This window comes from Saprospira sp. CCB-QB6, from assembly GCF_028464065.1.
GTDB lineage: Bacteria > Bacteroidota > Bacteroidia > Chitinophagales > Saprospiraceae > Saprospira.
Genome location: NZ_CP116808.1, coordinates 901,589 through 926,510, shown reverse-complemented (window position 1 = coordinate 926,510; position 24,922 = coordinate 901,589). Strand labels below are relative to the sequence as shown.

Below are 24,922 nucleotides of genomic sequence, written 5' to 3'. Positions count from 1 at the left end.
ATTTGGCGAAGAGAGGAGTGAAATCTAAGACTAGATTCACCCCAAACCTTACCCCCCCCACACACAAAAAAAGCCAAACCCCTCAAGGGTTTGGCTTTCTCTTTTCATCTTGTGGAGCTGGAGGGATTCGAACCCTCGTCCAGTCAAAGCGCTAATAAGCTTTCTACATGCTTAGCAATAAATCTAAATCTTAAAGTGCGAGAAGTTTTATCGCAGACGAACGCACTTCCAGTTTTCAAAAGTTTAACCACGCCGGTGAAAACAAGCCTTTGCAGCGATCCTAAGGGGTTGTGTTTGTGCGACTAGCTGTGTATTAGGCCTCAAGCTAGTGGCGAATTGACTGTTATTAAGTTCCTTTAAAAGGGCCTAATTAGGCAGCCAAAGCATAGTTAGTGTTGCCACTTAAAATTGTTATGCACCAGTTTTAACGAGTGTGAGTACACCTGACTCGGCATGCTTACTTACCAACCGTCCAATGCTGTCGATTCCAGTCAGCCCCAGTGGTAATTGTTTCCCCCTCCATTTGAGCGGGCGACAAATATAGAACTTTTACAAGAAAGAAAAAGTTTCCAAGCTCCCATTTTTATTTTCTTCGGCTTTCTCTACCGACTATTCATAAGAAGACGAACTCTCTTTTTCTTTTATGCATCCACTTAATTATCTTAAGGACCGAAAAGTTCTCTAAACCACCAAAAAATTTAAAATATAGCTATGAAAATCGGAATTATACGTGAAGGTAAGGTCCCACCAGATTCTAGAGTCCCCCTTAGCCCCAACCAATGCAAGGAGCTACTCGCTAAGTTTCCCCAACTCGATATTCTGGTCCAACCTTCTCCCAATCGCTGCTTTAAGGATGAAGAATATGAAGCCGCCGGCCTCCAACTCCAAGAAGATCTTAGCGATAGAGAATTGCTCTTGGGCGTGAAGGAGGTGCCCATCAATCAATTGATTCCCAATAAAAAGTATTGCTTTTTCTCGCATACCATCAAGGAGCAACCCTATAACCGCAAACTCCTCCAAGCAATTATCGCAAAGAATATTCAATTACTTGATTATGAGGTGCTAACTGACGAATCAGGCAAGCGCGTGATCGCTTTTGGCCGCTTCGCAGGAATCGCCGGCGCTCATAATGGCCTGATGACTTATGGCAATCGAACCAAAGCTTATGATTTGCCCCAAATGATTAAGTTTAAGGATATGGCCGAGGCTACGGCCTATTATAAAACAGTGAATTGGCCCAGTATGAAGGTGGTCCTTACAGGCGCAGGCCGTGTGGCTAATGGCGCCGCGGAGGTGCTCGAAAATGCAGGCTTCCAACGCCTGAGCCCCCAAGAGTTTCTAAATAATGCAAGCGAAGGCCCCGTTTTTACCCAACTAGCCTGCGAGGATTATGTCGCTCCTAAAGCCGAAGGCGCAAACTACGACCAAAGCGAGTTTTTTGCCCATCCCGAACGCTATACTTCCATTTTTGACCCCTATACAAAGGTCGCCGATCTGATGATTAACGGCATTTATTGGGATAATCGAGCCCCTCAGTTTTTTACCGCCGAGGAGATGAAAGCCAAGGACTTTAAGATCCAAGTGATCGCCGATGTGACCTGCGATATCGCACCCGCAGCCTCGATTCCCTCTACCTTGTACGCCTCTACGATTGCCGAACCCGTTTTTGGCTATGATCCCAAACAGGCTAAGGCGGTGGCTCCTTACGCCCCCGAAACCATCGATATGATGACCATCGATAACCTGCCCAATGAACTGCCCCGAGATGCTTCTATGTCTTTTGGTGAGCAGTTTATCGCTTCGGTTTTGCCCGAGTTCCTCGGCCTGAAAGATACGAAGATGATCGAGCGGGCTAGCGTGACCCTCAACGGCCAATTAGGTCCTCATTTCCAGTATTTGACCAACTACCTAAACGCTGAATAATGGTTGCTGAAGTATTAAAAATTGAAACGCCCAAGGAGGACTCGCACATCAGTAGCCTGCTGCTCAAAACCTATATGGTGCACCCCCTTTGCGAACGCCTAAAACGGCCCGAAGCAAAGTCGGCGCTAGAGCTGGGCTGCCGATTCCCACTGAGTTTCTTCCCTCTTTTTCACCGCTTCGATTTTACGGAGTTTCATGGGGTAGACCAAGACACAAAAGAGCAGGCAATGAGCAAGTTCTTGGCCCAAAATAAACGCCTGCAAGCGGCCAACCCCCAAAATTTCTACGAAATTTACCGCTCGGTTTTCAAAAAGTTTGGCGCAGATAGCCAGCCCGTTTTGCAAGACCAACAAGCCTTTGAAGCGCTTTTTGAACCCAACCTAAATTGGGAAACCGATGTCTTCGATTATATGAAGGCCTTGCCCGCCGATAAAAAGTTTGACTTTATCTCGATGATTAACCTGCTGCATCTCTTGCCCAATGTGGACAAAATGTGGGAGCTAATTAACCTTGCCTTAGACCATCTCGCCCCCGATGGCGTCCTCTATTTTCGGGTCTTTAAGAGCAAAAATTACAACATCCGAGAGTTTTTGGACCAGGTCCAAGAACGCCTCGATAAGGGCAGCCTGCTCTTTTACCAACCCAAAGAAGGCCTGCAATATTTTAAATTACTCTATTATTAGGGCCCTAATTTAAGCCCCATTTAGCCAGTAGAATGATGTTCTGCTGGCTTTTTTTATGTCTTGAAGGGCTGTTTTTGGGGCCTCCTGCAGCAAAGCTGCAGGCGCTACGTTTCGGGGCTCGCAGGTCTGCTCGGCCCTGCGGCGCTTGCAGCGCCTTGGTCTGCCGCTTCGCGGCCCCCCTGCACATCGCTAGGCCAAGGACGAAAGCTGCCCAAAGGGCAGCCAAAAAGGGCCTTCGGCCCTCCTCTTACTCTATGAGTGAGTCTTGCTTCGGAGCTCGCTACAATAGGGGAGGAGTGATCTACTCCTCTTTTGGGGCCCTTTAGCCCAAAAGAGACGTCCCCTAACCCCAAAATAGGGGTAGCTATACCCCTCGGGATGGGTAGTTGTAGTCCTCGGGATGGGTAGTTGTAGTCCTTGGGATGGGAAATAGACATAGGTCTTCAGCCAGCTAAAAAACAGCTGGCAGCTTGATAAAAGGCTCAAGAGCTACGTTTTATATAAAGCCTTAAGCGGCCAATGGATAAGGATTAGCTTTAGTAGGGAAGATGAGCGGCCCAGCGCTGCGCAGCAGTGGCCGTCAGGCCAGACCGAGCCAGCGAAGCTGGCGAAGGGCCGAGCGAATAGCGAGCTGCGGAGCATAGCGGCGGCCAGCTTGCTGGACGCGGGCCCCAGATCATAGAAATAAAAGATGAGAAAAGGGGGAATAATGGACAAATCCAATGAAAAAAGGGATAAACCGTAAAAAATTGGGCAAAAAATGCAGGGGACTTAACAATATATTCATAGTTTTTACCTTAAAATAATTAACAGATGCTAAAAAAAGCTAAATAAGCCTTCGCTTAGCATATAGAAGTCCCTAACTTTGAAGGCCTCTAATTGCTTAGAGAAGTTGAACGAAAAAGACAAGCATTACACACTGTAAATGATCGCAAAATGAAGCAGTTTTTTACTAGAATTGGGGGGGTATTGCTCCTCTTATTATTGATAAGCTTTAGTGGCTTATCCCCATTAAAGGCCACGCACTTTATGGGTTTTGACCTCACCTATAGTTGTGTGGGGCCAAATCAGTACTTGGTGACCTTAAAAGCCTATCGGGATTGTGATGGGGCTTCTTTGGGGTCGAGTTTCAATATTAACTATCAGTCTACTAGTTGTGGGGTTAGTGGAAGTTTGAGTTTGAGTCGGATATCTGCTACGGATATCACGCCGCTTTGTCCGTCTGCTACCAGTGCTTGTAGTGGGGGATCGACCTTGGGGGTAGAGGCCCATGTATATCAGGGGACGCTCAATTTGCCTACGGCTTGTAATGATTGGGTGTTGTCTACATCCTCATGTTGTCGCAACAATGCGATCACGAACTTGAGTGGGCCAGGCAGCAACTCCATTTATGTAGAGACGACCTTGGACAATACAGTGAGTCCTTGTAACAGTTCGCCTGTATTTGCTAGTGATCCCACGCCATTTAGTTGTACGGGGCAGCAGGTTACTTTTCAGCAATTGGCGAATGATGTAGACAATGATTCTTTAGTTTATTCTTTGACTGATTGTCAGACGGCTGCTGGGACCAATGTAACTTATGGGGGTGGATTTAGTGGGGCATCTCCTTTGGATGTGCCGATTAGCTTAGATCCAGCTACGGGAGAGATTAGCTTTACGGCTAATAATCCACAGATTGCGGTTATTTGTGTATTGGTAGAAGAATATCGAAATGGGGTAAAAGTGGGCGAGATTGTCCGCGATATGCAGTTTGTTATACAGAACTGTAACAACCAATTGCCTACGGTATCGGGTTTGGATGGAAGTACAACAGTATTTGACACTGTACTTTGTGCAAACAGTCCACTTTGTTTTGACATTTTGGGAAATGATGCCAACCTAGGAGATAACATCACGATGAGTGTGACCAATGCGATTCCTGGGGCCAGCTTTACGCAGCAGATGGTCAATGGAGAATTGGTAGGTACCTTTTGTTGGACGCCTACAGATGCTGATGTGGGGAGTCATACTTTTGCTTTATTGATTGAGGATGATGCTTGTCCTTTGCCTGGGCAGAATAGTAAGGCCTATACCATTAACATTTTGCCCAACCCCAATGACCCGGTCAATGCGGGGGCAGATGTACAGTTATGTTTGGGCGATACCACTAGTTTGACGGCTAGCACAACTACTTCAGCGGCTAATATAGATTACTTTGAGTGGACGCCTGATTTTACATTGGGAACGCCGAATCAGGCGAGCACAACGGCTTTTCCGACAGGGAATACTAATTATACGGTTATCTTACATTATGTAGATGGATGTAGTTCATCGGATCAGGTACAGGTTGATATTTTGGATGCTCCATTGGCGGGGATTACGCCAGCATATGCTTCAGTTTGTTCTGGGGCAAATTTCTTATTGACAGGAAAAACAGATGCTTCGGGTTATATCTTTGAGTGGTTTGATCCTTCAATGAATTCATTAGGTGCAGGAACTGTTTCTGCTGATGTATCTACGATTTCGGTTAGTGTGCCTGCGGCAGCGGGTATTTATGAATATACCTTAGCGGTAACTAATCCTTTAACAGGTTGTGTGCGTACAACAACTGCTCAGTTGGAAGTGGGGACCCCTCCTGTGATTGCTAACTGTGTAAACATTTATGTATCGCCTACGGGCACGGCTGCTGCTGCGGGAACGCAGGCAGATCCTACTTCATTGGAGAATGCCTTGAGTCTTGCTGCTTGTAACAATAGTGTTCTAAAGTTGGCGGTAGGTACATATAATATAGACAATCCTCTTTTCTTGAGTAGTTTTATGACTGTAGAGGGGGGATTTGATCCAGCAAATGCTTGGGAAAAAACTTCATTTGCTGGAGCAACGACGATTAATAGAACCACGGCAAATCCTGAGGGGGCTGTGGGATCTCAGCGTTTGGTTGCATTTTATGGAAATAGCAATACGGGTTTCCGTTTGCAAGATTTAACTATTACAACCGATGATGCGAACCAGCCGGGTATGTCTACTTATGGGGTGCATTTGACGGCTTGTTCAGATTATGATATTGTTCGGACGCAAATTCGTGCAGGTAATGCTGGTGATGGAGCTGATGGAGCTGATGGAGCTGACGGAGTTAATGGAGGCAATGGTGGAAATGGAGTAGATGGAGATGATGATGGTTGTGTTCAGCATAATGGAGGTGCTGCTGGATCTTCGGCTTGTTGTCCTGGTGGACAAGGAGGAGGAAATGGTCAGGCAGATTGTGGAAGTCGAGATGGTCAGAACGGAGCGCCTGGTGGCTGTGGAGCTGCAGCAGGTGGTGCGGGTAAAAATAATCAGTGTGATTTTTCTGGTTGTAGTAATGATAGTGATGGTAGCTGTTCTGGAAAAGAAATGGATGGTTGTGATGGAGCCAATGGGGTGAATGGTGTAGCGGGTACTAATGGGGTGAATGGTAGCTTGGGCAGTCACACTGGTGGTTTTTTTGTTACTGGTGCATCTGGAACCAATGGTACTGCGGGTACAAATGGTACTGGCGGTGGCGGTGGTGGCGGTGGCGCTGCTGAAGAAGGTTCTTTCTGTAACAATGGATCGGGTTCGTCTGGTGGCGGCGGCGGCGGCGGTGGCTGCGGCGGAGAAGCTGGTATTGGAGGAACTTCTGGAGGTGCTTCTTTTGGTCTATATCTCTATTTGAATGGTGCAAATGGTCGTTTGAGTCAAAGTAATGTTTTGGCAGGTTCTGCTGGTGCTGCTGGTTTGGGTGGTAACGGTGGTGCTGCTGGAACAGGTGGCGCTGGAGGAACTGGTGGTGCAACTGCTTGTAGCATTGGCGGTGGCGGAGATGGCGGAGATGGCGGAAACGGTGGCCTTGGTGGAGATGGTGGAGATGGTTTTCCTGGCGAGGCTGCTGCTATTCATCTAGCGGGTGGTTCTGCTTTAGCGACTAGTGTGGCTAATTTTGATCTTCTTAATCAGCCCGTCATTTTGGCCCAAAATGTAAACTGTATCAATACGCCAATGAGCTTTGAAGCTCTAGCGGCTTCTACAGGTACAGGGGTAACGAACTGGAACTTTGATCCTATTACAGGGGCTGCAACTCCAGTAACGAGCACAGATAACCCTGCTAACTTGGTTTACACTAACTTGGATCGTTATACAGTGGAACATGCTGGGGACAGCTACGAAGGATTTCACAATGTATCTTTCTTGGTTACTCGTCCAGAGATTGTAGTTGCTGGAGCTACTGCTTTGAGCACCGACACCTTCCAACTTTGCCAAGGAGATTTTGCAAGCTTTGAGAGTTTACAAAATGCGGATGTGTATAACTGGGAGTTTAACGGAGCAATTCCTAACCCAGGCAATGTAGCGTCTACATCCTTTACGCAGTTTAATGTAGCGGGCTTTTATACCATTACGCTATCTATTTTTACGGATTGTTGTGGATTATCTACAGAGGATACAGTTTATCTATATGTAGATCCAGTACCTGTGGTTACGGGTTCTGGCGATGTGGCTATTTGTAGTGGAGAAAGCACTACTTTGACGCTAACAGGCTTAACCGCTACGGATAGTGTAGTTTGGAGTCCGAATACTGGAATTTTGACGAGTACGGCCAATAGTATTACTGTAGCGCCAGCCACTACACAGAGTTATACGGCTACTATTGTATCTGTAGTGGATCATAGTGGAGTACAAGTGCTTAGTTGTCCTCAATCCGTAGATTTTGAAGTAACGGTTGATGCGAATCCAGTTATCAACTTTACGAATACGGATCCGCTTTGTAATAACAATGGTCAAATTGATGCGACGGCTACGGGCGGAACGCTATATGACTTTAGTTGGTCTACAGGGCAGAATAATGCTGGGGTGAGTACTTCAAGCCTATTGACTATTCCAACAGGAGTCTACTACCTAACTGTAACAGAGACCAGCACAGGTTGTACAACTGTAGATAGTAGTTACCTTTACCCTGCGCCTACGGCACCGATTGTCTTTTTGCAATCTAGTACACAAGCGGGTTGTTCTGCCAATGATGGTAGTGCGACGGTTGCTGGAACAGGTGGAGCTGCGCCTTATAGTTTCCTTTGGTCTAATGGAGGAACAACTGCGAGCCAAAGTAATCTTGCTCCTGGCAACTACTGTGTAACCATGACGGATAACAATGGGTGTGTATCTTCTATTTGTTTAGATATTGTTCGTCCAGACCAATTACAGATGGCTGTTGTCTCGCAAACTGGGCCTGCTTGTGGTACCCTAGGCGCTATCGAGGTAGAGGCCTTAGGAGGAACTGCAACTTATACTTACGATTGGTCAAATGGAGCAACAACAGCGGCTATTACTGGTCTAGCTGCAGGTACTTATGATGTGACTATTACAGATGCCAATGGTTGTACTGCAGATACAAGTTTAAATATCACAGCTAGTAATAACCCACCTGTGCTAGACCTTAATGAGGTAAGCGCTATTGCTTGTCATGGGGACAGCGCTACTTTAGCTACAGGAACAACACAGGGGACTGCCCCTTATACTTACACTTGGACAGGAGGGTCTTCTTTCTTGTTTAGTACTTCTGCAGATACTGTATATAATGCAGCTGCAGGAACATATGATTTGATAGTAGAAGATGCTGCAGGTTGTAGAGATACCGCTAATATTGTAGTGAGTGAACCTGCTTCTCTAGCTGTGAGCATTGTAGCAGCGGATGTCAATTGTAATGCAGGAAATGATGGTAGTTTAACGCCAACTGTTACTGGTGGTACTGCTCCTTACACTTACCTTTGGGATGACGCCAGTGCACAGACAACGGCTATGGCTAGTAGCTTGACTGTTGGTACTTATTGTGTGACTATTACAGATGCGAATGGTTGTAGCATTGTTGATTGTGGAACAGTGAGTGAACCTGCTCAAGCCTTAGGAGCTACTTTAACAGTGACTGATGCTAGCTGTAATGGGTTTGCAGATGGGGCAATTGCTGCTGCAGGAACAGGAGGAACAGCTCCTTATACTTATCTTTGGAATGATCCAGCTACACAAATTACGGCTACAGCAACGAGTTTAGTTGCAGGGAGCTATTGTGTTACGGTGACAGATAATAATGGTTGTGTCTTTACTGATTGTGGAATAGTCGCTGAGCCTACAGCAATACAAACAGTGATGGCTGGAACAGATCTAAACTGTGCTGGAGATAATAGTGGTACGGCTACAGTAACTGTAAGTAATGGTACACTTCCTTACACTTATGAGTGGGATGATGCTTTGACCCAAACTACAGCAACAGCTACAAGCTTAGCTGCGGGTACTTATACGGTAACTGTAACTGATGGAAATGCTTGCTCAGTCACTGATCAGCAAGTCATTACAGAGCCTGTCGTTTTAACAGCAACAGCAGCTGCAACAGATGTTAACTGTAATGCTGGAACAGATGGTACAGCAAGTGTAGTTGTGGCAGGCGGAACAACGCCCTATACTTATGAGTGGGATGATGCTTTGACCCAAACTACAGCAACAGCTACAGGTTTAGTTGCAGGTACTTATACAGTAACTGTAACAGATGGGAACGCTTGTTCCATGACAGCAACAACTACAGTTAATGAACCAACTGCCTTGTCCGCAACAACTTCTACTACGGCTGTCAATTGCTTCGCAGGAAATGATGGTGATGCAACTGTAGTAGTAACCGGGGGAACTGCTCCTTATATTTATCAATGGGATGATGCTGCGGCCCAAACTACCGCAACTGCAGCAGGTCTTGTTGCAGGAACCTACAACGTAACGATTACAGATGATCATGCCTGTGCCCTGGTGGCGACAGCAGTAGTTACTGAACCAGCTGCAGCCTTAATCGCTACGCTATCGGCAAATGATGCTGCTTGTGCGGGAACGGCAACAGGACAAGCAGGAGCTGTAGCTACAGATGGAACTGCCCCTTACAGCTATCTTTGGTCTGATGGCCAGACTACAGCTATTGCAACAAACTTGTTAGGGGGCAATTATTGTGTAACGGTAACAGATAATAATGGCTGTACTTTTACGGATTGTATTCTAGTCAATGACCCACTGCCAATTCAGTTGACCGCAACCGTTGACGCAGTCAGTTGCCATGCCGGTACAGATGGAGAAATTATATTGAATGCATCGGCTGGAACAGCGCCATATACCTATAATTGGAGTAATGGTGTGAATACAGCAACTAATAGCAACCTCAGTGCTGGGACGTATTGTGTAACGGTAACAGATAATAATGGCTGTACTGTTGATAGCTGTTTTGTGATTACAGAGCCTGCTGTTTTAGCAACCGCAGCCATGCTTGCAACGAACCCTAGCTGTTTTGCTGGAGCGGATGGAACTCTAGAAGCTACAGTAACAGGAGGTACTCAACCTTATAGCTATCTTTGGTCTGATAACCAAACGACAAACCCCGCAACTAATCTTGTTGCAGGAGCTTATACGGTGACAATTACAGATGCTAATGGTTGTGTAGTTGTAGATAATGGTACGCTTGTAGACCCAGCTCCCATTCAAATTAACTTTATAACTGTAGATGTAACTTGTTTTGGTGGAACAGATGGAAGTGCTAGTGCTTCTGCTGTTGGTGGGGTAACTCCTTATAGCTATAGTTGGTCTAATGGTGCAACAACTAGCCAAATTACAAACCTAGCAGCAGGTAGTTATGATTTGACCCTAACTGATGCTACAGGTTGTACAAATACCGCTTCGGTAGCTGTAGGGCAACCTACAACTGCAGTACAAGCGAATATCTTATCAATTACACAGCCTGGTTGTGCTGGAGATAGCACAGGGATGATTGATGCAGATGCACAAGGCGGCACGCCTAACTATACCTTCTCTTGGTCTACAGGGGAAACAACAGAGGACCTCTTTAATCTGGGAGCAGGTACCTATACGCTTTTGGCTACAGATAGCCGTGGATGTTCAGATACTGCAGTAGCTGTACTGTATCAGCCCGCAGCAATCGTACTCAACGTCCAACAATACTCCAATTACAATGGAGCAGCGATTAGCTGTCCAGGAGCCTCGGATGGAGGGGCACAGGTGACGGCCAGTGGAGGCGTATCGCCTTATGTATATGCATGGTCTGGTCCACAGGCGCAGAATGGTACACTTGCGACGAACTTGGCGGCAGGGACTTATGCGGTAACGGTGACGGATGCCTCTGGCTGTACGGCAATAGATAGTATTAGTTTGGCGGATCCTGTACCTTTGGATGCGACAATCCAGCAGGTGAATGTCTTTTGTGCCAATGATTGTGATGGACAGATTATCGCTACGGCCGTATCTGGCACAGGAACGCTAGGTGTTAATGGCTATGAATACCGAATATTAGGTCCTGGTCAAACGGGTAATGTATTCAGTAGCAATAATAACTTTACGGGCCTTTGTGCAGGGACTTACACGGTAGAGGTTCGTGATGGGAATAACTGTGTGTTGCCTGTATCGGTAACGATTACGGAGCCAACAGCCATACAGTTGAGTCTGAGTGATACAGATGTGTCTTGTTCAGGAGGTAGCGATGGAACGGCTACGGTAAGTGCAACAGGCGGAACGGCTCCATATAGCTACAACTGGGATAATGGGATGACTGCTGCGACGATTACAGGCCTATTGGCGGGTACTTATGAAGTGACGGTAACGGATGCGAATGGCTGTGATATGGTATCGACTACAGAAGTAGAAGAGCCAGCAGCGTTAACAGCGAGTATGAGTGGGAATGAACCTAGCTGTAATGGAAGTACAGATGGAACTGTAGCCGTAATGGTTCAAGGAGGTACGCTTCCTTACACTTACTTCTGGTCAGATGGCCAAGGAACGGCTACGGCCGTGGGCTTGTCAGCGGGCACACATAGTGTGACGGTAACAGATGGGAATGCTTGTCAGCTTGTAGAAAGCTATGTTCTAGGCGAGCCTACATTGCTGACAACCAGCATTACGACTAATGCGGCAGCCTGTGCTGGAGCGAATAGTGGAAGTGCAACAGCGGTACCGACAGGAGGCACGGCCCCATATACTTACCTTTGGTCAGATGGTCAAACGACAGCGACTGCGACGAACTTGGCGCCAGGTGCTTATTCGGTAGTGGTTGTGGATAGCCAAGGCTGTTCGGTAACGGATCAGGTTTTATTGCAAAATCCCGATCCAGTAGTATTGAGCTTTGTCTCAAGTGTGAATCCGAGCTGTCATGGAGATATGGATGGAAGTGCAACGGTAGTTGCTACAGGAGGGGCAGCCCCCTATAGCTATGCTTGGCCCAATGGCGAGATGACAGCTAGTGCTACAAGTTTAGCAGGCGGACAGCATACGGTAACGGCTACAGATGCGAATGGTTGTAGTACGACCTTAACGGTGAACTTGGTAGAGCCCGCGCTCTTGGTTGTCGATACGATTCGGACGACAGGGGTGAATTGTAAAGGGGGCTCAGATGGTACAGCGACGGCCTTCTTGACAGGGGGAACGCTACCTTATAGCTTTGCATGGTCCAATGGCATGACGGGTCAAAGTATTAGCGGTTTGGCCGCAGGTACTTATGTGTTGACGGTAACGGATGCGAATGGTTGTCAGACGCTTAGTCAGGTGATTGTCATGGAGCCAACAAGTGCTTTAGTAGCGACATTGAATACAGCAGATGCCCTATGTTTTGGAGGTGCTTCTGGTCAAATTACGGCCATTGTGAGTGGGGGTACGCCCAATAGTAATGGAGACTATACTTATGCTTGGTCGAATGGAGCGAGTACAGATGTAAACTCGAACTTGAGTATAGGAACCTATAGTGTGACAATCACGGATGGGAATGGCTGTTCCGTGGTCCGTACAGCAACAGTGAACGAGAGTTCAGGAATCACGAGCCAGATCGTGAATGTAACGGATGCCAGTTGTGCAGGTAGCGCAGATGGAAGTGCACAGGTAACAGCTTCAGGGGGAACAGGGACCTTGAGCTATCAGTGGTCAGATCCCTTGGGTCAGACGACGAATGTAGCGACGGGTCTATCTGCAGGGACTTATTATGTGAGTGTAACGGATCTGAATGGCTGTACGCAGGTAGATACGGCTGTAGTGGGAGAGGCCTTGGCCTTGAGCATTACGGTAGCGATAGAAGATGCCTCTTGTTATGGAGAGTCTACAGGTTCTATAAGCATAACGAACTCGAATGAGCCTTTGCAGGCGAGCTATTGGAGTAATGGCGTTGTAGGAACGAGCATTACGAATGTAGCGGCAGGCGAGTACGAAGTAGTGGTCCAGTCGATCAATGGTTGTGTGGATAGCTTTAGCTATGTGGTAGGCGAGCCTTCGGAATTGTCGGTGAGCTTGAACCAAGTACGGGCAGTAGATTGCTACAATAACAGTACAGGCGCCTTAGGTTCTACAGTAGAAGGCGGAATATCACCTTATGTTTATATCTGGTCGAATGGGTTGGCAACGCCAAGCTTAGACAGCATAGCTGCGGGCAACTATACGCTTAATGTGGAAGATGCGAATGGCTGTAAGGCAGATACGAGCATCAATTTGGCGAATCCGACGGAAGTAGGTATTGGCAACCTCAGTATTAGAGGCGTAGCCTGTGTGGATGATGCGAACGGAAGTATCCAAGTAGATGGAATTGGTGGCTCGACCCTATTGGGGGGCTACACTTACAGTTTGGATAGTGTAAACTTTACAGGAGGCAATCTTTTTGTTGGTTTGGAGTCGGGAATTTATCCTTTGTATATCCGAGACAATAATGGTTGTATGTATGATACGCTAGTAACAGTAGAGGCGGCAGATCCATTCTTCCTGACGAGCTTTGGTCCAGCCTTAGATTCAGGCGAAGTGGAGTATGTGTTGGAGTATGGAGATACGTTGACGCTATTTGCAGACTTGAATGATACGACTGGGGCGATTTGGGCTTGGACAGAGATTAACTCTGGGGCATTGGTGGATAGCAGTTTGACGACTTCACTGACGCCTTATGATGCAGGCATTTATCAGTTTACGGCCACGAATGCTTCGGGCTGTGTTCAGGATAGCTCGATTGTGGTGAAGATGGTTAAACCTAGAAATGCAGCAGCCCCTACGGCCTTTACGCCGAACAGTGACGGGAATAATGATCGTTTCTTTATTCAAGGAGATGAGAAAGTCGCTAAGGTTTTGGTGTTTAGAGTGTATGACCGCTGGGGCGAATTGGTGTATGAAGGTTTAGACCTTGATCCCAATGATCCTCAACAGGGTTGGGATGGTAGCTTTAAGGGCAAACCAATGAACTCTGGGGTTTATGCTTGGTACGCTGAGGTGATTTACATTGATAATGAATCGGAAATTATTCACGGTTCAGTGAATTTGCTTCGCTAGTTAGCGGAAGGAATTAAATAGATAAAGGGCTGTCGGATTTTCCGACAGCCCTTTTTTTTTGAGGATGCGCCCGAAGGGGGCATGCCATGCTGGGCGCTTTGGCCCTTGGGCCAAAGGAGTCCAGCCCCCAGGCGGAGGCTGCGGAAGGGAAGGCCAAGCTTGAAATGGAATATATTGAGGGGCAGACTAGGCTAAAAGCAGGGGAGGAGGTGGCTGCCGCCTACCGCCGGCCGGGCTGCGCTTGGCGCGAGCCTGCGAAGCTTGAAGGCGCTTTAGCGGCTTTTAGCTGAGCAGTGGGGCGGATTGGCCTAGGGGCCTGTAGGGGTGGCCGCAGGCCAGACCGAGGCGCAAAGCGCCGCAGGGCCGAGCAGGCTTGCGAGCCCCGAAAGGGCCCGGCCGCCAAAGGCGGCAGGCCCCAAAAAAAAGGAGTCAGAAAGAGAAAAGCTGTAAGTTCTTGCTATCTCTTATCTATCTTTGAGCCATGGGAAAGAAAAAAATATATTGCACAGTTACCAATGATCTTTTGCAAGATCAGCGTATGCATCGGATTTGTAGTAGTTTGCAGGCAGAAGGCTATGCCCTAACTTTAGTGGGGCGAAAGCAAAAGGATTCTTTGCCTTTGCCCAATAGACCTTATTCGCAGAAGCGCTTGAACTGCTTTTTTCAGGCAGGCAAATTCTTTTATTTAGAGTATCAGTTGCGCTTATTTTTCTTTTTGCTCTTTCAGCAGTTTGATATCCTTTGTTCGGTAGATTTAGATAGTTTGCCAGCGGGACACGCTGCGGCTCGACTAAAAGGCAAGCGCTTAGTTTTTGATGCCCATGAGTATTTTGAAGAAATGCCAGAGGTGGTCCGACGCCCAAAAATACGGGCTATTTGGGCCTGGATAGCCCGCTATTATATTCCAAAAGTTGATTTAGCCTATACCGTTTGTCAAAGTTTGGCAGATTTATTTGAAGCGCAACACGGCAAGCCCTTTGGCGTAATTCGCAACCTGCCTTTGGCCCAAGATAAAACAATAGAAGCAGCCGCTTATCCAACAGCTGGTCCCTTGATTCTCATTTATCAAGGGATGTTGAACGAAGGCCGAGGCCTAGAAGAGCTCCTGCAGGCTTTACCCAATTTTTCGGCCCAAGAGGTACAGCTTTGGCTTTTGGGAAAGGGCGATAAAATGGCAAGTTTGCAAGAACAAGCGCAAAGTCTTAACTTGGGGGAACAGCTCAAATTTTGGGGCTTTTTAGCCCCTGAAGAACTACATAAAATAACTCCTCAAGCTCATTTGGGCCTCAATTTACTCAAACATCAGGGACAGAGTTATTACTTTTCTTTGGCCAATAAGTTTTTTGATTACGTTCAAGCAGAAAAGCCTAGTCTCAATATGGCTTTTCCCGAATACCAACGACATTTAGCAGATTATGAAGTGGCCCTCTTACTCGAAGAGTTGAGCCCCTCCGCTATTAGCAAGGCTATTCGAGAGCTGCTAGAGAATCCTGAACGCTATCAACAATTGCAGGCCAATTGCCGTTTGGCTAAACAAGATTGGATCTGGGAAAAGGAAGCCCAAAAGTTATTAACCTATTACGAAGCGCTCTAATGCGCACTATCTACCAACACCCTTAGTGCTACTTTTATGGCTCGAATACAGCCCCTTCTGACAATACTATTTTTCAGTTTTACCACGGTTGCCAGCTTTGGACAGTCAATTGAAGATATTCAAAAGCGTCAAACTGCTCTCGACTGGGAGGGCGCTGAGGCGCAAGCGAAAGATGCTTTGCAAGCCCTAGAAGGCCCAGATCGCCTAGCTTATCTAGAAACCTTGGGCAACTTACCCTTGCCCAATAGACTTCCCTTTTGGCAAGAAGGCCTTAGGCTAATTGACAGCCTTAGTGATGGAGATAGTTTGCAAGTACTCTGGCGCTGGAAAACAGGCCAAACCCTTGCCTCAGAAGATATTGAAGCCGCTTTGCCTTATTGGGAAGGTCTAGAAAATACCACTTATTGGGGCCAAATTTTATTGCAACTAGCCGAAAAACGCCCAAGCTCTCCCATTTATCTCGAACAGGCAATCCAGTTCCTAAGCCGAGAAAAACATGCCCTTTTATTGGCTAAAGCCTATTTCTTAGAGCTGCAACGAACGGCCCAACCCTTTCGGAAAAAGTATTTGGCCGAAAAATCCTTGGAGCTATTGGCTGATCTGGGCCAACAAACCGAAAGCCTATTGCTAGAGGCCGAAATTTTAGCCCTGCAAGCCAGTTGGGAACCCGCAAAATCAGCTTTGTTATCCCTACAAGTGAGCCGCCAAAAACTCGAACAGGCCTGGGGCCAATTGCGCCCTTATAGCCCTTTGCGCAAACCGCTGCTCCAACTAGCCCAACAAATTTGGGAACAATCGGTGGCGCTTTATCAACAACAGTATAGCCAAGAGGCCCAAGCCCAATATTTTGAGCAGGGCTTGCGCCTAGCCCTAGAAACCCGAATCTGGAAGAAAAGAGCCATCCTTTGGCCCAATAGAGCCGATATTCGAGCCGATAGCCTGCTGCTAGAAGGACAAACAACTCCCAATTTAGCTATTTGGCAGGCCCGCTTAGCCGAGGAATCACCCAGCCGATATGCCGCAAGCTACGCCCCGCTGCCTACATTTAGCCTGGCCCAATTGCGCAGCAAACTCAGCGCAGGGGAAGAATTTTTACTCTATTATACGGCCGAAGAAGAAAGCTACCTTTTGGCCGCTGATGCCGAACAATTATTAGGCTTCTGGAAGCTGGGCCGGACCGAAGACCTTCGACAAGCAACGACTCAGTTAGCCGCCCTGCTGGCCCAAAAAACAGAGCAACCCGATAAGGTCTATTTGCAACAAGCACACAGCTTTTATAAGCGCTTTTTGGCCCTAGGACTAACCGAAACAAAATCAAAACTACAACTTTATTTGGATGGCCCGCTTTGGCAATTGCCTTTCGAGGCCCTTTTGCGCCAACCCGTTACCGAGGAAAAAAGCTATGCCGAGCTGCCTTATCTCTTTAAAGAACAGGAACTCAGCTATCAGTTTTTACCCATTGATAGCAGTCTGCAAAAAGCCAGCTTTGGCAAAAATGTGCTGGCCATCGATCAACGAGCTCCCGCTATGGGACTCTTGCCCAGCTCTGGTTTTGATGTGCTTTTCCAACGCTTTAGAGGCTCTTTTTACCGAGCAAAAGAAGGCAAATTGTCTGACTTTAAGCGCCTAGGAAGCTCCGCAGAATATAGCCTGATCCACCTGGCTTTGGCCCAAGAAAATATAGAAAGTCCCTACCTTTTTGGCAAAGATAGCCTTTCCGCTTGGGCGCTCAGCCAGCTGCCCCTCAAAACGGCTTTGCTCTATTTTGTGGCTTTGCCCGAACGCCAAGCCACTGCCGAAGAACTCATTTTCTGGCGCAATGGCTTTGCCCAGAATGGCCTTTCCTCACTTTTACTGAGCCGCTGGCCCAAATCTCCCGAAGCCGAGGAGGCTTTCCTCTCTATTTTTTACGATTTATTGGCCAAGGGCTACCATAAGGAAGAGGCTTTCCGCGAGGCACAACTCAGCCTACTTTTAGACCCCCAATGGGCCGCTCCTCACTACTGGAGCGCCTATCTCTACCTAGGCGATCGCCAAACTATGGCCCTAGGCAAAAGAAGCTTTTTTGAGCAATATTGGCTCTATTCTATTCTGGCTAGCTTCAGTTTGTTGGCCCTCCTGATCTTTGTTTGGCGCATCAATCGCATAGATTTAGGCCGAAATACAACGGTCAACGATTAGTTTATTTTTCTTTTTTTGGGGCCCGCGGCCAGCATAGCTGGCCGCCGCTATGCTTCGCGGCTCGCTATTCGCTCGGCCCTGCGGCGCTTTGCCGCCTAGGTCTGGCCTGCGGCCACCGCTGCGCAGCGCTGGGCCGCTCATCTTTTGTTCTTTCTTTTGGCCCTCTTCTTCGGCCTCCAAAAGGATCAAAACCCTAGGTTTTGATCCTTTTTTTATGCCTATTTGTTAATGAAAAGTTAAGTTACTGACTTAATGAACTTATTACTCAATAGCAATGAGCTAGGTTTTTACTAGCTCGACCTAGTATTTGCCAAGCTCGAGCTAGGTTTTTACTAGCTCGACCTAGTATTTGCCAAGCTCGAGCTAGGTTTTTATTAGCTCGACCTAGCATTTGTCAAGCTCGAGCTAGGTTTTTATTAGCTTGACCTAGCATTTGTCAAGCTCGAGCTAGGTTTTTATTAGCTTGACCTAGCATTTGCCAAGCTCGAGCTAGGTTTTTATTAGCTTGACCTAGCATTTGTTAAGCTCGAGCTAGGTTTTTGTTAGCTCGACCTAGCATTTGTCAAGCTCGAGCTAGGTTTTTACTGAGACTGTTCAGGATTTTGTGTATTAGAATAAAATTTGGGCCTTTTAATTTTATGAGGGTTTTAACCCTCATTCATACATCATTGCGCAGCAATACCACATATGGCTGTAGGTTTTAACCTACAGTTATTTAGGGGTATGTCCCTAAGTGCAGGAAAGGGCACACACAAAATTTTACACGGCATTGGCTGAGGGATGGAAAAGGGTGGCCCGCAGGGCCAGACCGAGCAAAAAAGCGCAGCATTTTTTGCGAAGGGCCGAGCAGGCCTGCGAGCCCTGACACAGCCCGACCCGAGCGAAGCGAGTGGGCAGCCCCAAAAAAACATAAAAAAAGTCCTGTCCAACCGAAGTTAGACAGGACTGCACTGTATTCACTACTTACTAAAATACTACTTATTCATCCAGCTGAGGGCTTGTTGCACAAAGTTGGTTAAGTCTGCGCCTTTGAGCATACCTTGTTGCAATTGGGCCAATTGATACAATTGTTTGGCTTTATCGGCATCTTTGCTTTCCAAAATGCTGCTAATTAGCGGGTGGTTGCTATTGACCACTAGGTTGAAAAACTCGGGCATATTGTTATTGCCGCCTTGGAGCATAGACATCTCCTGCATACGGCGCATAAACTCTGGTCGAGTAATCATGAGCGGGAAGCTGTCGGGAGAGAGGGCCTCGAGTTGGATATTCACTTGGCTGTTGCTCACGGCCGTGCGGAAAATCTCTTCGACCTCTTTGCTTTGTTCCTCATTGAGGATAGATTCCTGCTCTTCGTCTTTTTGGATCAATTTGTCGATGCTATCGCTATCTACGCGTACAAAGCGGGTATTTTCTAGCTCTTGCTCCAACTTTTGGATAAAGTGCGTATCGATTACGCTATCAAATTGGAGGACATCGTAGCCAGCTTGTTTAGCCGTTTGGATGTAAGCATCTTGGGCTTCTACTTGGTTGGCATAAAGGTAAATGAGCTGGCCATTTTTATCGGTTTGTTGCTCTTTAACGAGTTTTTTATACTCCTCGAGTGTAGAGAGTTTGCCCTCTGTGTTTTGCAAGAGCATAAACTTGCTTGCTTTTTTGGCAAACTTATCTTCGGAGATATAGCCATACTTAATGAAGATGTTCATATTCTCCCATTTGTCCTCAAAGGTTTGGCGTTCTTTGCGGAAAATCTCGTGGAGTTTATCGGCCACCTTTTTGGTGATATAGTCCGTAATTTTCTTTACGTTGCGATCACTTTGTAGGTAAGAGCGAGAAACGTTTAGGGGAATATCGGGAGAGTCGATCACGCCATGCAAGAGGGTGAGGAACTCGGGAACAATCTCTTTTACCTCATCGGTAACATAGACCTGATTGGCATAGAGTTGAATTTTATTGCGTTGTACTTCCATTTGGTTGCCCAATTTGGGGAAGTACAAAATACCGGTTAGGTCAAAGGGGTAATCGATATTGAGGTGGACCCAGAACAGAGGGGGCTCGCTAGTGGGGTAAAGCTCATTATAGAACGCCTTATAATCCTCTTCGCTAAGCTCATTGGGTTGTTTTTTCCAGGCTGGGCGAGGATTATTGATGATATTGGGAACCGTCTTCGTTTCGTAAGTGGGTTCGTCCTCTTCATTTTCCTTGGGCAGTTCGATTTGCTCTTCACGAGTTCCGAATTGGATTTCGATGGGCAAGAACTTACAGTATTTATCGAGTAGGCCTTGGATGCGTGCTTCTTGGGCAAACTCGTCATCTTCTTCATTGAGGTAAAGGATCACTTCGGTACCGCGATCTGTTTTTTCGATATCCTCTAGGGTATATTCGGGATCGCCTTCGCAGCTCCATTGAACGGCTTTGGCGCCTTCTTTATAAGAGAGGGTGCGAACTTCTACTTTTTTGGCCACCATAAAGGCCGAATAAAAGCCAAGGCCAAAATGGCCGATAATGCTGGCTTCGTCTTGGTATTGCTCCAAAAACTCTTTAGCTGAAGAGAAAGCGACTTGGTTGAGGTACTTCATCACTTCTTCTTCCGTCATACCGATTCCCTGGTCCTTAATGGTTAGGGTTTGGGCTTCGGGATCGGTGATAATTTGGATGCGGGGGTTATCTACCTTGCCGGGGACTTCGCCACGGTTGGCTAGGGTAAGTAACTTAGAGCTAGCATCTACGGCATTGGCGACAAGCTCGCGCAAAAAGATTTCATGATCAGAGTAGAGAAATTTCTTAATAATGGGGAAGATATTCTCGGTTTGTACCGAAATGTTACCTTTCTGCATGTTGTGTTATTTTTTAGTCGATCTAAACAAGTTTATTGATCCGAGTTGGATCTCAGCAGCCCTTTTTCAAAGCTTGTTCCAAGCCTATTTTTGCTGACAGTTTGTCAGTTTTTGTTTTTTTCTGTCAGCGGGTATTGGGCTAAGAGGGCCAAAATTTGGGGGTTGCCTTGGAGTTCTGCATGTTGTCGGATGCTCATTCCGCGTTGGTCTTTATGTTCGGGGTTGGCACCTGCTTCGAGTAATGCTTTAGCGAGTTCTTCATGTCCAAAAGTAACAGCAAAGGTAAGTGCGGTAGCTCCGTTATAATTTTCTTGATCTACTTTTGCACCGCCTTCAATTAAGTAATTTAGGGCTTCGGCATAGCCTTTAAAGCAAACCCCCATCAGGGCGGTATTGCCTGAAGCGTCTTGATGGTCCAAATTGGCTCCAGCGCTAATTAGGTGGGCCAAAATGTCAGTTTGTTCATAATAGGCGGCTAAAATGAGCAAATTATGTCCTCTAGCATTTTGGGCTGTTAATAAATTGGGTTCTTCTTTGAGCAAAGTTTGGAGTTTGGTCAACTCGCCTTGGCGTACGGCTTCAAAGGCGGCTTCTTTTTGGGCCGAAAGAAATTGAGTGCTCAATAAAAACAAGAAAAGATATAGGTACTTTTTCATGGCTAATTAGATTGGAAATAATGGTAAAAAGCAGCCCCTATTGGGGCTGCAGGCATTGGGATAAGATTACTTCATGAAATCTTTTTGGCTAAAGCCTAGGGCTTTGGCTAGGCGCATACCGTATTCTGCATCGGCCTTATAGAAATAGCCGATCATTGTTTTTTGGATATTTTTGTCTTTAACTTGACCGAGGTCGCCTGCTAGGTTGCTAATCAAGTTCTTTTGGTCCTTTTTAGAGAGGCTGCGATAGAACTCGCCAGCTTGGGCAAAGTCATTAGTTTTTGAGATTTTTTGTTGGCCAATTTTAGCTTGTTTGATCATTTGTTGATTGGCTCGGTACTGATTATCATCAGTGAGTTGGGCGCGGCTACTGGGTTGGTAGTTAACATCAGCATTTTCAAAGTTTTGGTTGCGACTGCTGGCGTAGCTATCTGAGTTGTAGTTTTCCACTTGCATTTTGGGGCGATTCACTTCTGATTGCAGGTAGTTGGGGCCTAGGCGGTGGCGATGTGTATCGAAGTAAGAGAACAAGCGGCCTTGGAGCAATTTATCTTCTGAGGGTTCGATACCTGGAATCAAGCTACCTGGAGAAAAGGCGATAGATTCTACTTGTTGAAAATAATTGCGAGGATTTTTATTCAAATACATCGTCCCGATTTTAATCATTTCGATTTTGTCTTCGGGCCAGTGTTTAGTAGCATCTAAGGGCCAAAAATCAAAGCTATGGATATCTTCTGCTTTGATGATTTGCACGTAGAGATCCCAAGCGGGGAAGCGTTCTTCTTCAATATCTTTGAATAGAGAAACGGTAGCATGTTGCCAGTCTTTGGCTTGTTGTTCGGCTGCTTCTTCTACGGTAAGGTTTTTTTCTCCTTGTTTAGAGATCCAAGTATATTTCACATAGACCATTTCTCCCTTTTTATTGATCCATTTGAAGCCGTGTACGCTACTTCCATTCATGTATTGATAGCCTTTTGGAATTCCGTAGTCAGAATAAAGGCGAGTGAGCATATGAGTTGACTCGGGAATATGAGAGAAGAAATCAAAAAAGCGGTTAGGGTCTTGTTTATTGGTTACTGGTGAGGGCTTGAGGGAGTGTACCATATCGGGAAACTTGATGGCGTCTCGGATAAAGAAAATGGGGAGATTATTCCCTACAATATCATAATTGCCCATTTCGGTATAGAACTTCACGGCAAAACCGCGAGGGTCGCGGGCAGTTTCGGGAGAGCCTTTGCCGTGAATTACGGTAGAAAAGCGAACGGCTACCTCTGTTTTTTGACCTACCTTTTGGAAGGGGGCGGCCATGGTGTACTCAGACATATCTTTACTGGCCTCAAAATAGCCAAAGGCACCTGCTCCGCGGGCATGGACGACCCGTTCGGGAATGCGTTCACGGTCGAAGGCAGCTAGCTTTTCAATGAGGTAAATGTCTTCTAAAAGAACAGGGCCGTATTCTCCTGCAGTTTTAGAGTTTTGGTTGTCGCCTACGGGGGCTCCAGTGTTGGATCGCAAGACTTCTTGAGCTTGGAGGTGGAAACCTAAGAGTAAGAAAAGCGCAATGCATAGTGGTTTACTCATCTTGAAGTAATTTTTATTTGTGAATAATTAGCGCTAAAGTAGAAGATGAGTATTATTATTTCAATTGATAATTGTGGGTTTTATATCGAAATATTCGATGTAGTTAAACTGTTCTGCAGCAGCTAATAGCCAGATTTAAAGGCGCTCCCTTTTATTGCAAACTATGGTTTAAGCAGCGCTATTCATTTTGGCTGAGGGATGGTAAGCAGTGGCCGAAGGCCAGACCAAGGCGGCGCAGCCGCCGCAGGGCCGAGCGAGTAGCGAGCTGCTGCACAGCCCGACCCAAGCGTAGCGAAGGGGCAGCCCCCAAAAAAAACTCCCCTCAACTAAAGTTGAGAGGAGTTTAGGGTAGGAATCAATAAGATGATTGCCGTATGAATAACTGCTTAGGGTTGCACCACTACTTTGTGGCTAATACGTTCTTGAGCAGTTTCGATTTGTACGAAGTAAACGCCGGGGGCAAGGTCATTGGTGTAGAGGGTTTCTACTTGTTTGCCGGGGGCGATTTGAATAGTTTGAGCGGGTAGCATTTGTTGGCCGAGTTGGTTGGTCAACTTAATATTCACTTCGGTCAATTGGCTAACTTCGATCTCGATATTGAGCTCGTCGTTATTTCCAACAGGGTTGGGGAATACGCGAGAAGACTGTAAGGGAAGGGCAGTAGTTTTGATGCCAGTAGCCCAGTCAGCTGTATTAAAATCGGCTGGGGCAGAAACAAAGTTTCCACAAACGTCATAGGCTGTCATTCCTTGAACGGTCCAACGGTATTGAGCGTTGGGGAGTAGGCTAAGCCAGTAGAACTCGTTAGCGGTAAAAAATGTCTCGGCGCTGATAGCGGTACCATTGAGTAGGCGTTCTACGGTAACGAGGTAATAGCTATTTGAAGCGTCGCCAGTCCAGCGTAGTTCCACTTGGTCGGGGCTACCGACTAAAGATCCGGCGTTGGGCCAGTCAATAGTGGGTGCAGCAGAGCTATAAAGAGGGCTGGGCGTATCAAATAGGTGATAACCTCTTGATACGAAATCAAGAAGGATGGCATCTTTTTGCTCATTAGAAAAAGAGGTAAGGCAGTTATCGGCAAAGTAGCTCATGAAGTTAGTCTCATCAGGATCGATCGCTACGCTATCTGGATCGTTGAAAATAGCAGTTTGAGGACAGTTTGCACGGTCAGAAGAGTAATCGGGGCGAGTATCGCAGAATCCATCGGCTGCGATTTGGCAGTTTTCGCCGGCTGCGCCACGAACTACTTTTTCTACTTGCATACCACCTACCATAGAGGGGGCTTTGCCATTGATTTGTTCATTGGCGTAGTTAGTACCTTCCCAGCCAAAGAAAGTGTGGGGCAGGGTAAAGAAGTGACCCAACTCATGAGTAAGAGTGGGATCGCCAGGTCCAACACCTGTTTTAAAAGAAAACACTACATCAAGTAGGCTAGTGTAGTAAGCTAGGAATTCGTCATTAGCTGTTACGTTACGTCCTATAAAGATATTGAGAACACCAGGTACTTTATATAGAGACATAAAGTAAATCGCTGTAGGGTTTCCTGAGCTGTTACCATGGTTATAGAGCAAACTATTGGGGATATAGTTCATATCGTAGATATAGAACTGGATATTTTGTCCACGGTAGTCGTCATTTAAGCGACAAACCGAGCCCAAAACGCGTTCTACATCCACATAACCAGAACCATCATTTTCTCCACAAACATGAAATTGTATCGGCACATAAGAAATGCTATCGTTAGCGGCACGGCTTGCCTTGAATACATTTAACTCTTGTAGAAGTTCTGTACGATTACGACGATGCTCCATTAGGCTAGTTTTGCGCTCTAGCTGTGTCTGAATAGTCGTTCCGCAACCAATGTGGTTGTGGCCTGTTTGCTGAGCCTGTAGGCCCGAAAATGCGCTACCCCCCAACAGGCTGAAGAGGAAAAGTAGGCGGAATAAAGATGTTTGCATAAATATAAGCACTTTAGGATTTTATTAAAGCAGGCCTGCAAAAGCCCAAAAGTTAGTTCGCTGCTAAGTCTTATCTTATAAAACGTAACAAAGTTAGGATAGGTTTTTTCGATTTTTTTAGCCCATTGCTAAGCTTTTGTAAAAAAAACAAAGCGAGCTTTAGAATCATCGAAAAAACTGTATATTAGCTGCT

9 protein-coding genes and 1 other RNA gene are annotated in these 24,922 nt (G+C 46.5%); 5 read left to right on the top strand and 5 right to left on the bottom strand.

Annotation, left to right across the window (positions count from 1 at the left end; all coding sequences use genetic code 11):
* Window positions 1-109: 109 nt before the first annotated feature.
* Window positions 110-499: a transfer-messenger RNA gene (gene ssrA / locus PPO43_RS03505) on the bottom strand.
* A 212-nt stretch (window positions 500-711) separates the two neighbouring features.
* Here ssrA and PPO43_RS03500 point away from each other — a divergent pair.
* The 5 genes from PPO43_RS03500 to PPO43_RS03480 all read left to right on the top strand — a co-directional run bounded on the left by PPO43_RS03500 (window position 712) and on the right by PPO43_RS03480 (window position 17,700).
* Window positions 712-1,923: an NAD(P)-dependent oxidoreductase gene (locus PPO43_RS03500; RefSeq protein ID WP_272620419.1), complete on the top strand. Its 1,212-nt coding sequence runs from the start codon at window positions 712-714 to the stop codon at window positions 1,921-1,923.
* Window positions 1,923-2,606, top strand: a complete 684-nt coding sequence (locus tag PPO43_RS03495) for a methyltransferase domain-containing protein (protein WP_272620418.1) — start codon at window positions 1,923-1,925, stop codon at window positions 2,604-2,606. The genes PPO43_RS03500 and PPO43_RS03495 overlap by 1 nt, the downstream gene beginning before the upstream one ends.
* A 936-nt stretch (window positions 2,607-3,542) precedes the next feature.
* Complete coding sequence (locus PPO43_RS03490; RefSeq protein WP_272620417.1) at window positions 3,543-13,925, top strand: gliding motility-associated C-terminal domain-containing protein; 10,383 nt, start codon at window positions 3,543-3,545, stop codon at window positions 13,923-13,925.
* 481 nt (window positions 13,926-14,406) lie between these two features.
* Window positions 14,407-15,519, top strand: coding sequence for a glycosyltransferase (locus tag PPO43_RS03485; RefSeq protein ID WP_272620416.1), 1,113 nt, complete (start codon window positions 14,407-14,409; stop codon window positions 15,517-15,519).
* Window positions 15,520-15,555: 36 nt separating this feature from the next.
* Window positions 15,556-17,700, top strand: a complete 2,145-nt coding sequence (locus tag PPO43_RS03480) for a CHAT domain-containing protein (protein ID WP_272620415.1) — start codon at window positions 15,556-15,558, stop codon at window positions 17,698-17,700.
* Window positions 17,701-18,674: 974 nt separating this feature from the next.
* Here PPO43_RS03480 and htpG read toward each other — a convergent pair.
* The 4 genes from htpG to PPO43_RS03460 form a co-directional block, all read right to left on the bottom strand.
* Window positions 18,675-20,534 carry a molecular chaperone HtpG gene (gene htpG, locus PPO43_RS03475; protein WP_272620414.1) on the bottom strand — a complete coding sequence of 620 codons (1,860 nt, stop codon included), beginning with the start codon at window positions 20,532-20,534 and terminating at the stop codon, window positions 18,675-18,677.
* Between the two features lie 104 nt (window positions 20,535-20,638).
* A complete protein-coding gene (locus PPO43_RS03470) occupies window positions 20,639-21,190 on the bottom strand; it encodes an ankyrin repeat domain-containing protein (protein ID WP_272620413.1) in 552 nt (183 codons plus the stop codon).
* A gap of 66 nt (window positions 21,191-21,256) precedes the next feature.
* Window positions 21,257-22,771 carry a catalase gene (locus PPO43_RS03465; RefSeq protein WP_272620412.1) on the bottom strand — a complete coding sequence of 505 codons (1,515 nt, stop codon included), beginning with the start codon at window positions 22,769-22,771 and terminating at the stop codon, window positions 21,257-21,259.
* Window positions 22,772-23,157: 386 nt separating this feature from the next.
* A complete protein-coding gene (locus PPO43_RS03460; RefSeq protein WP_272620410.1) occupies window positions 23,158-24,729 on the bottom strand; it encodes a zinc-dependent metalloprotease in 1,572 nt (523 codons plus the stop codon).
* Between the last annotated feature and the right edge of the window lie 193 nt (window positions 24,730-24,922).

What these genes read in the sequence shown, in the direction of transcription:
- PPO43_RS03500 (WP_272620419.1), top strand. Translation starts at nt 712, where the DNA reads ATGAAAATCGGAATTATACGTGAAGGTAAGGTCCCACCAGATTCTAGA.
- PPO43_RS03495 (WP_272620418.1), top strand. Translation starts at nt 1,923, where the DNA reads ATGGTTGCTGAAGTATTAAAAATTGAAACGCCCAAGGAGGACTCGCAC.
- PPO43_RS03490 (WP_272620417.1), top strand. Translation starts at nt 3,543, where the DNA reads ATGAAGCAGTTTTTTACTAGAATTGGGGGGGTATTGCTCCTCTTATTA.
- PPO43_RS03485 (WP_272620416.1), top strand. Translation starts at nt 14,407, where the DNA reads ATGGGAAAGAAAAAAATATATTGCACAGTTACCAATGATCTTTTGCAA.
- PPO43_RS03480 (WP_272620415.1), top strand. Translation starts at nt 15,556, where the DNA reads ATGGCTCGAATACAGCCCCTTCTGACAATACTATTTTTCAGTTTTACC.
- htpG (WP_272620414.1), bottom strand. Translation starts at nt 20,534, where the DNA reads ATGCAGAAAGGTAACATTTCGGTACAAACCGAGAATATCTTCCCCATT.
- PPO43_RS03470 (WP_272620413.1), bottom strand. Translation starts at nt 21,190, where the DNA reads ATGAAAAAGTACCTATATCTTTTCTTGTTTTTATTGAGCACTCAATTT.
- PPO43_RS03465 (WP_272620412.1), bottom strand. Translation starts at nt 22,771, where the DNA reads ATGAGTAAACCACTATGCATTGCGCTTTTCTTACTCTTAGGTTTCCAC.
- PPO43_RS03460 (WP_272620410.1), bottom strand. Translation starts at nt 24,729, where the DNA reads ATGCAAACATCTTTATTCCGCCTACTTTTCCTCTTCAGCCTGTTGGGG.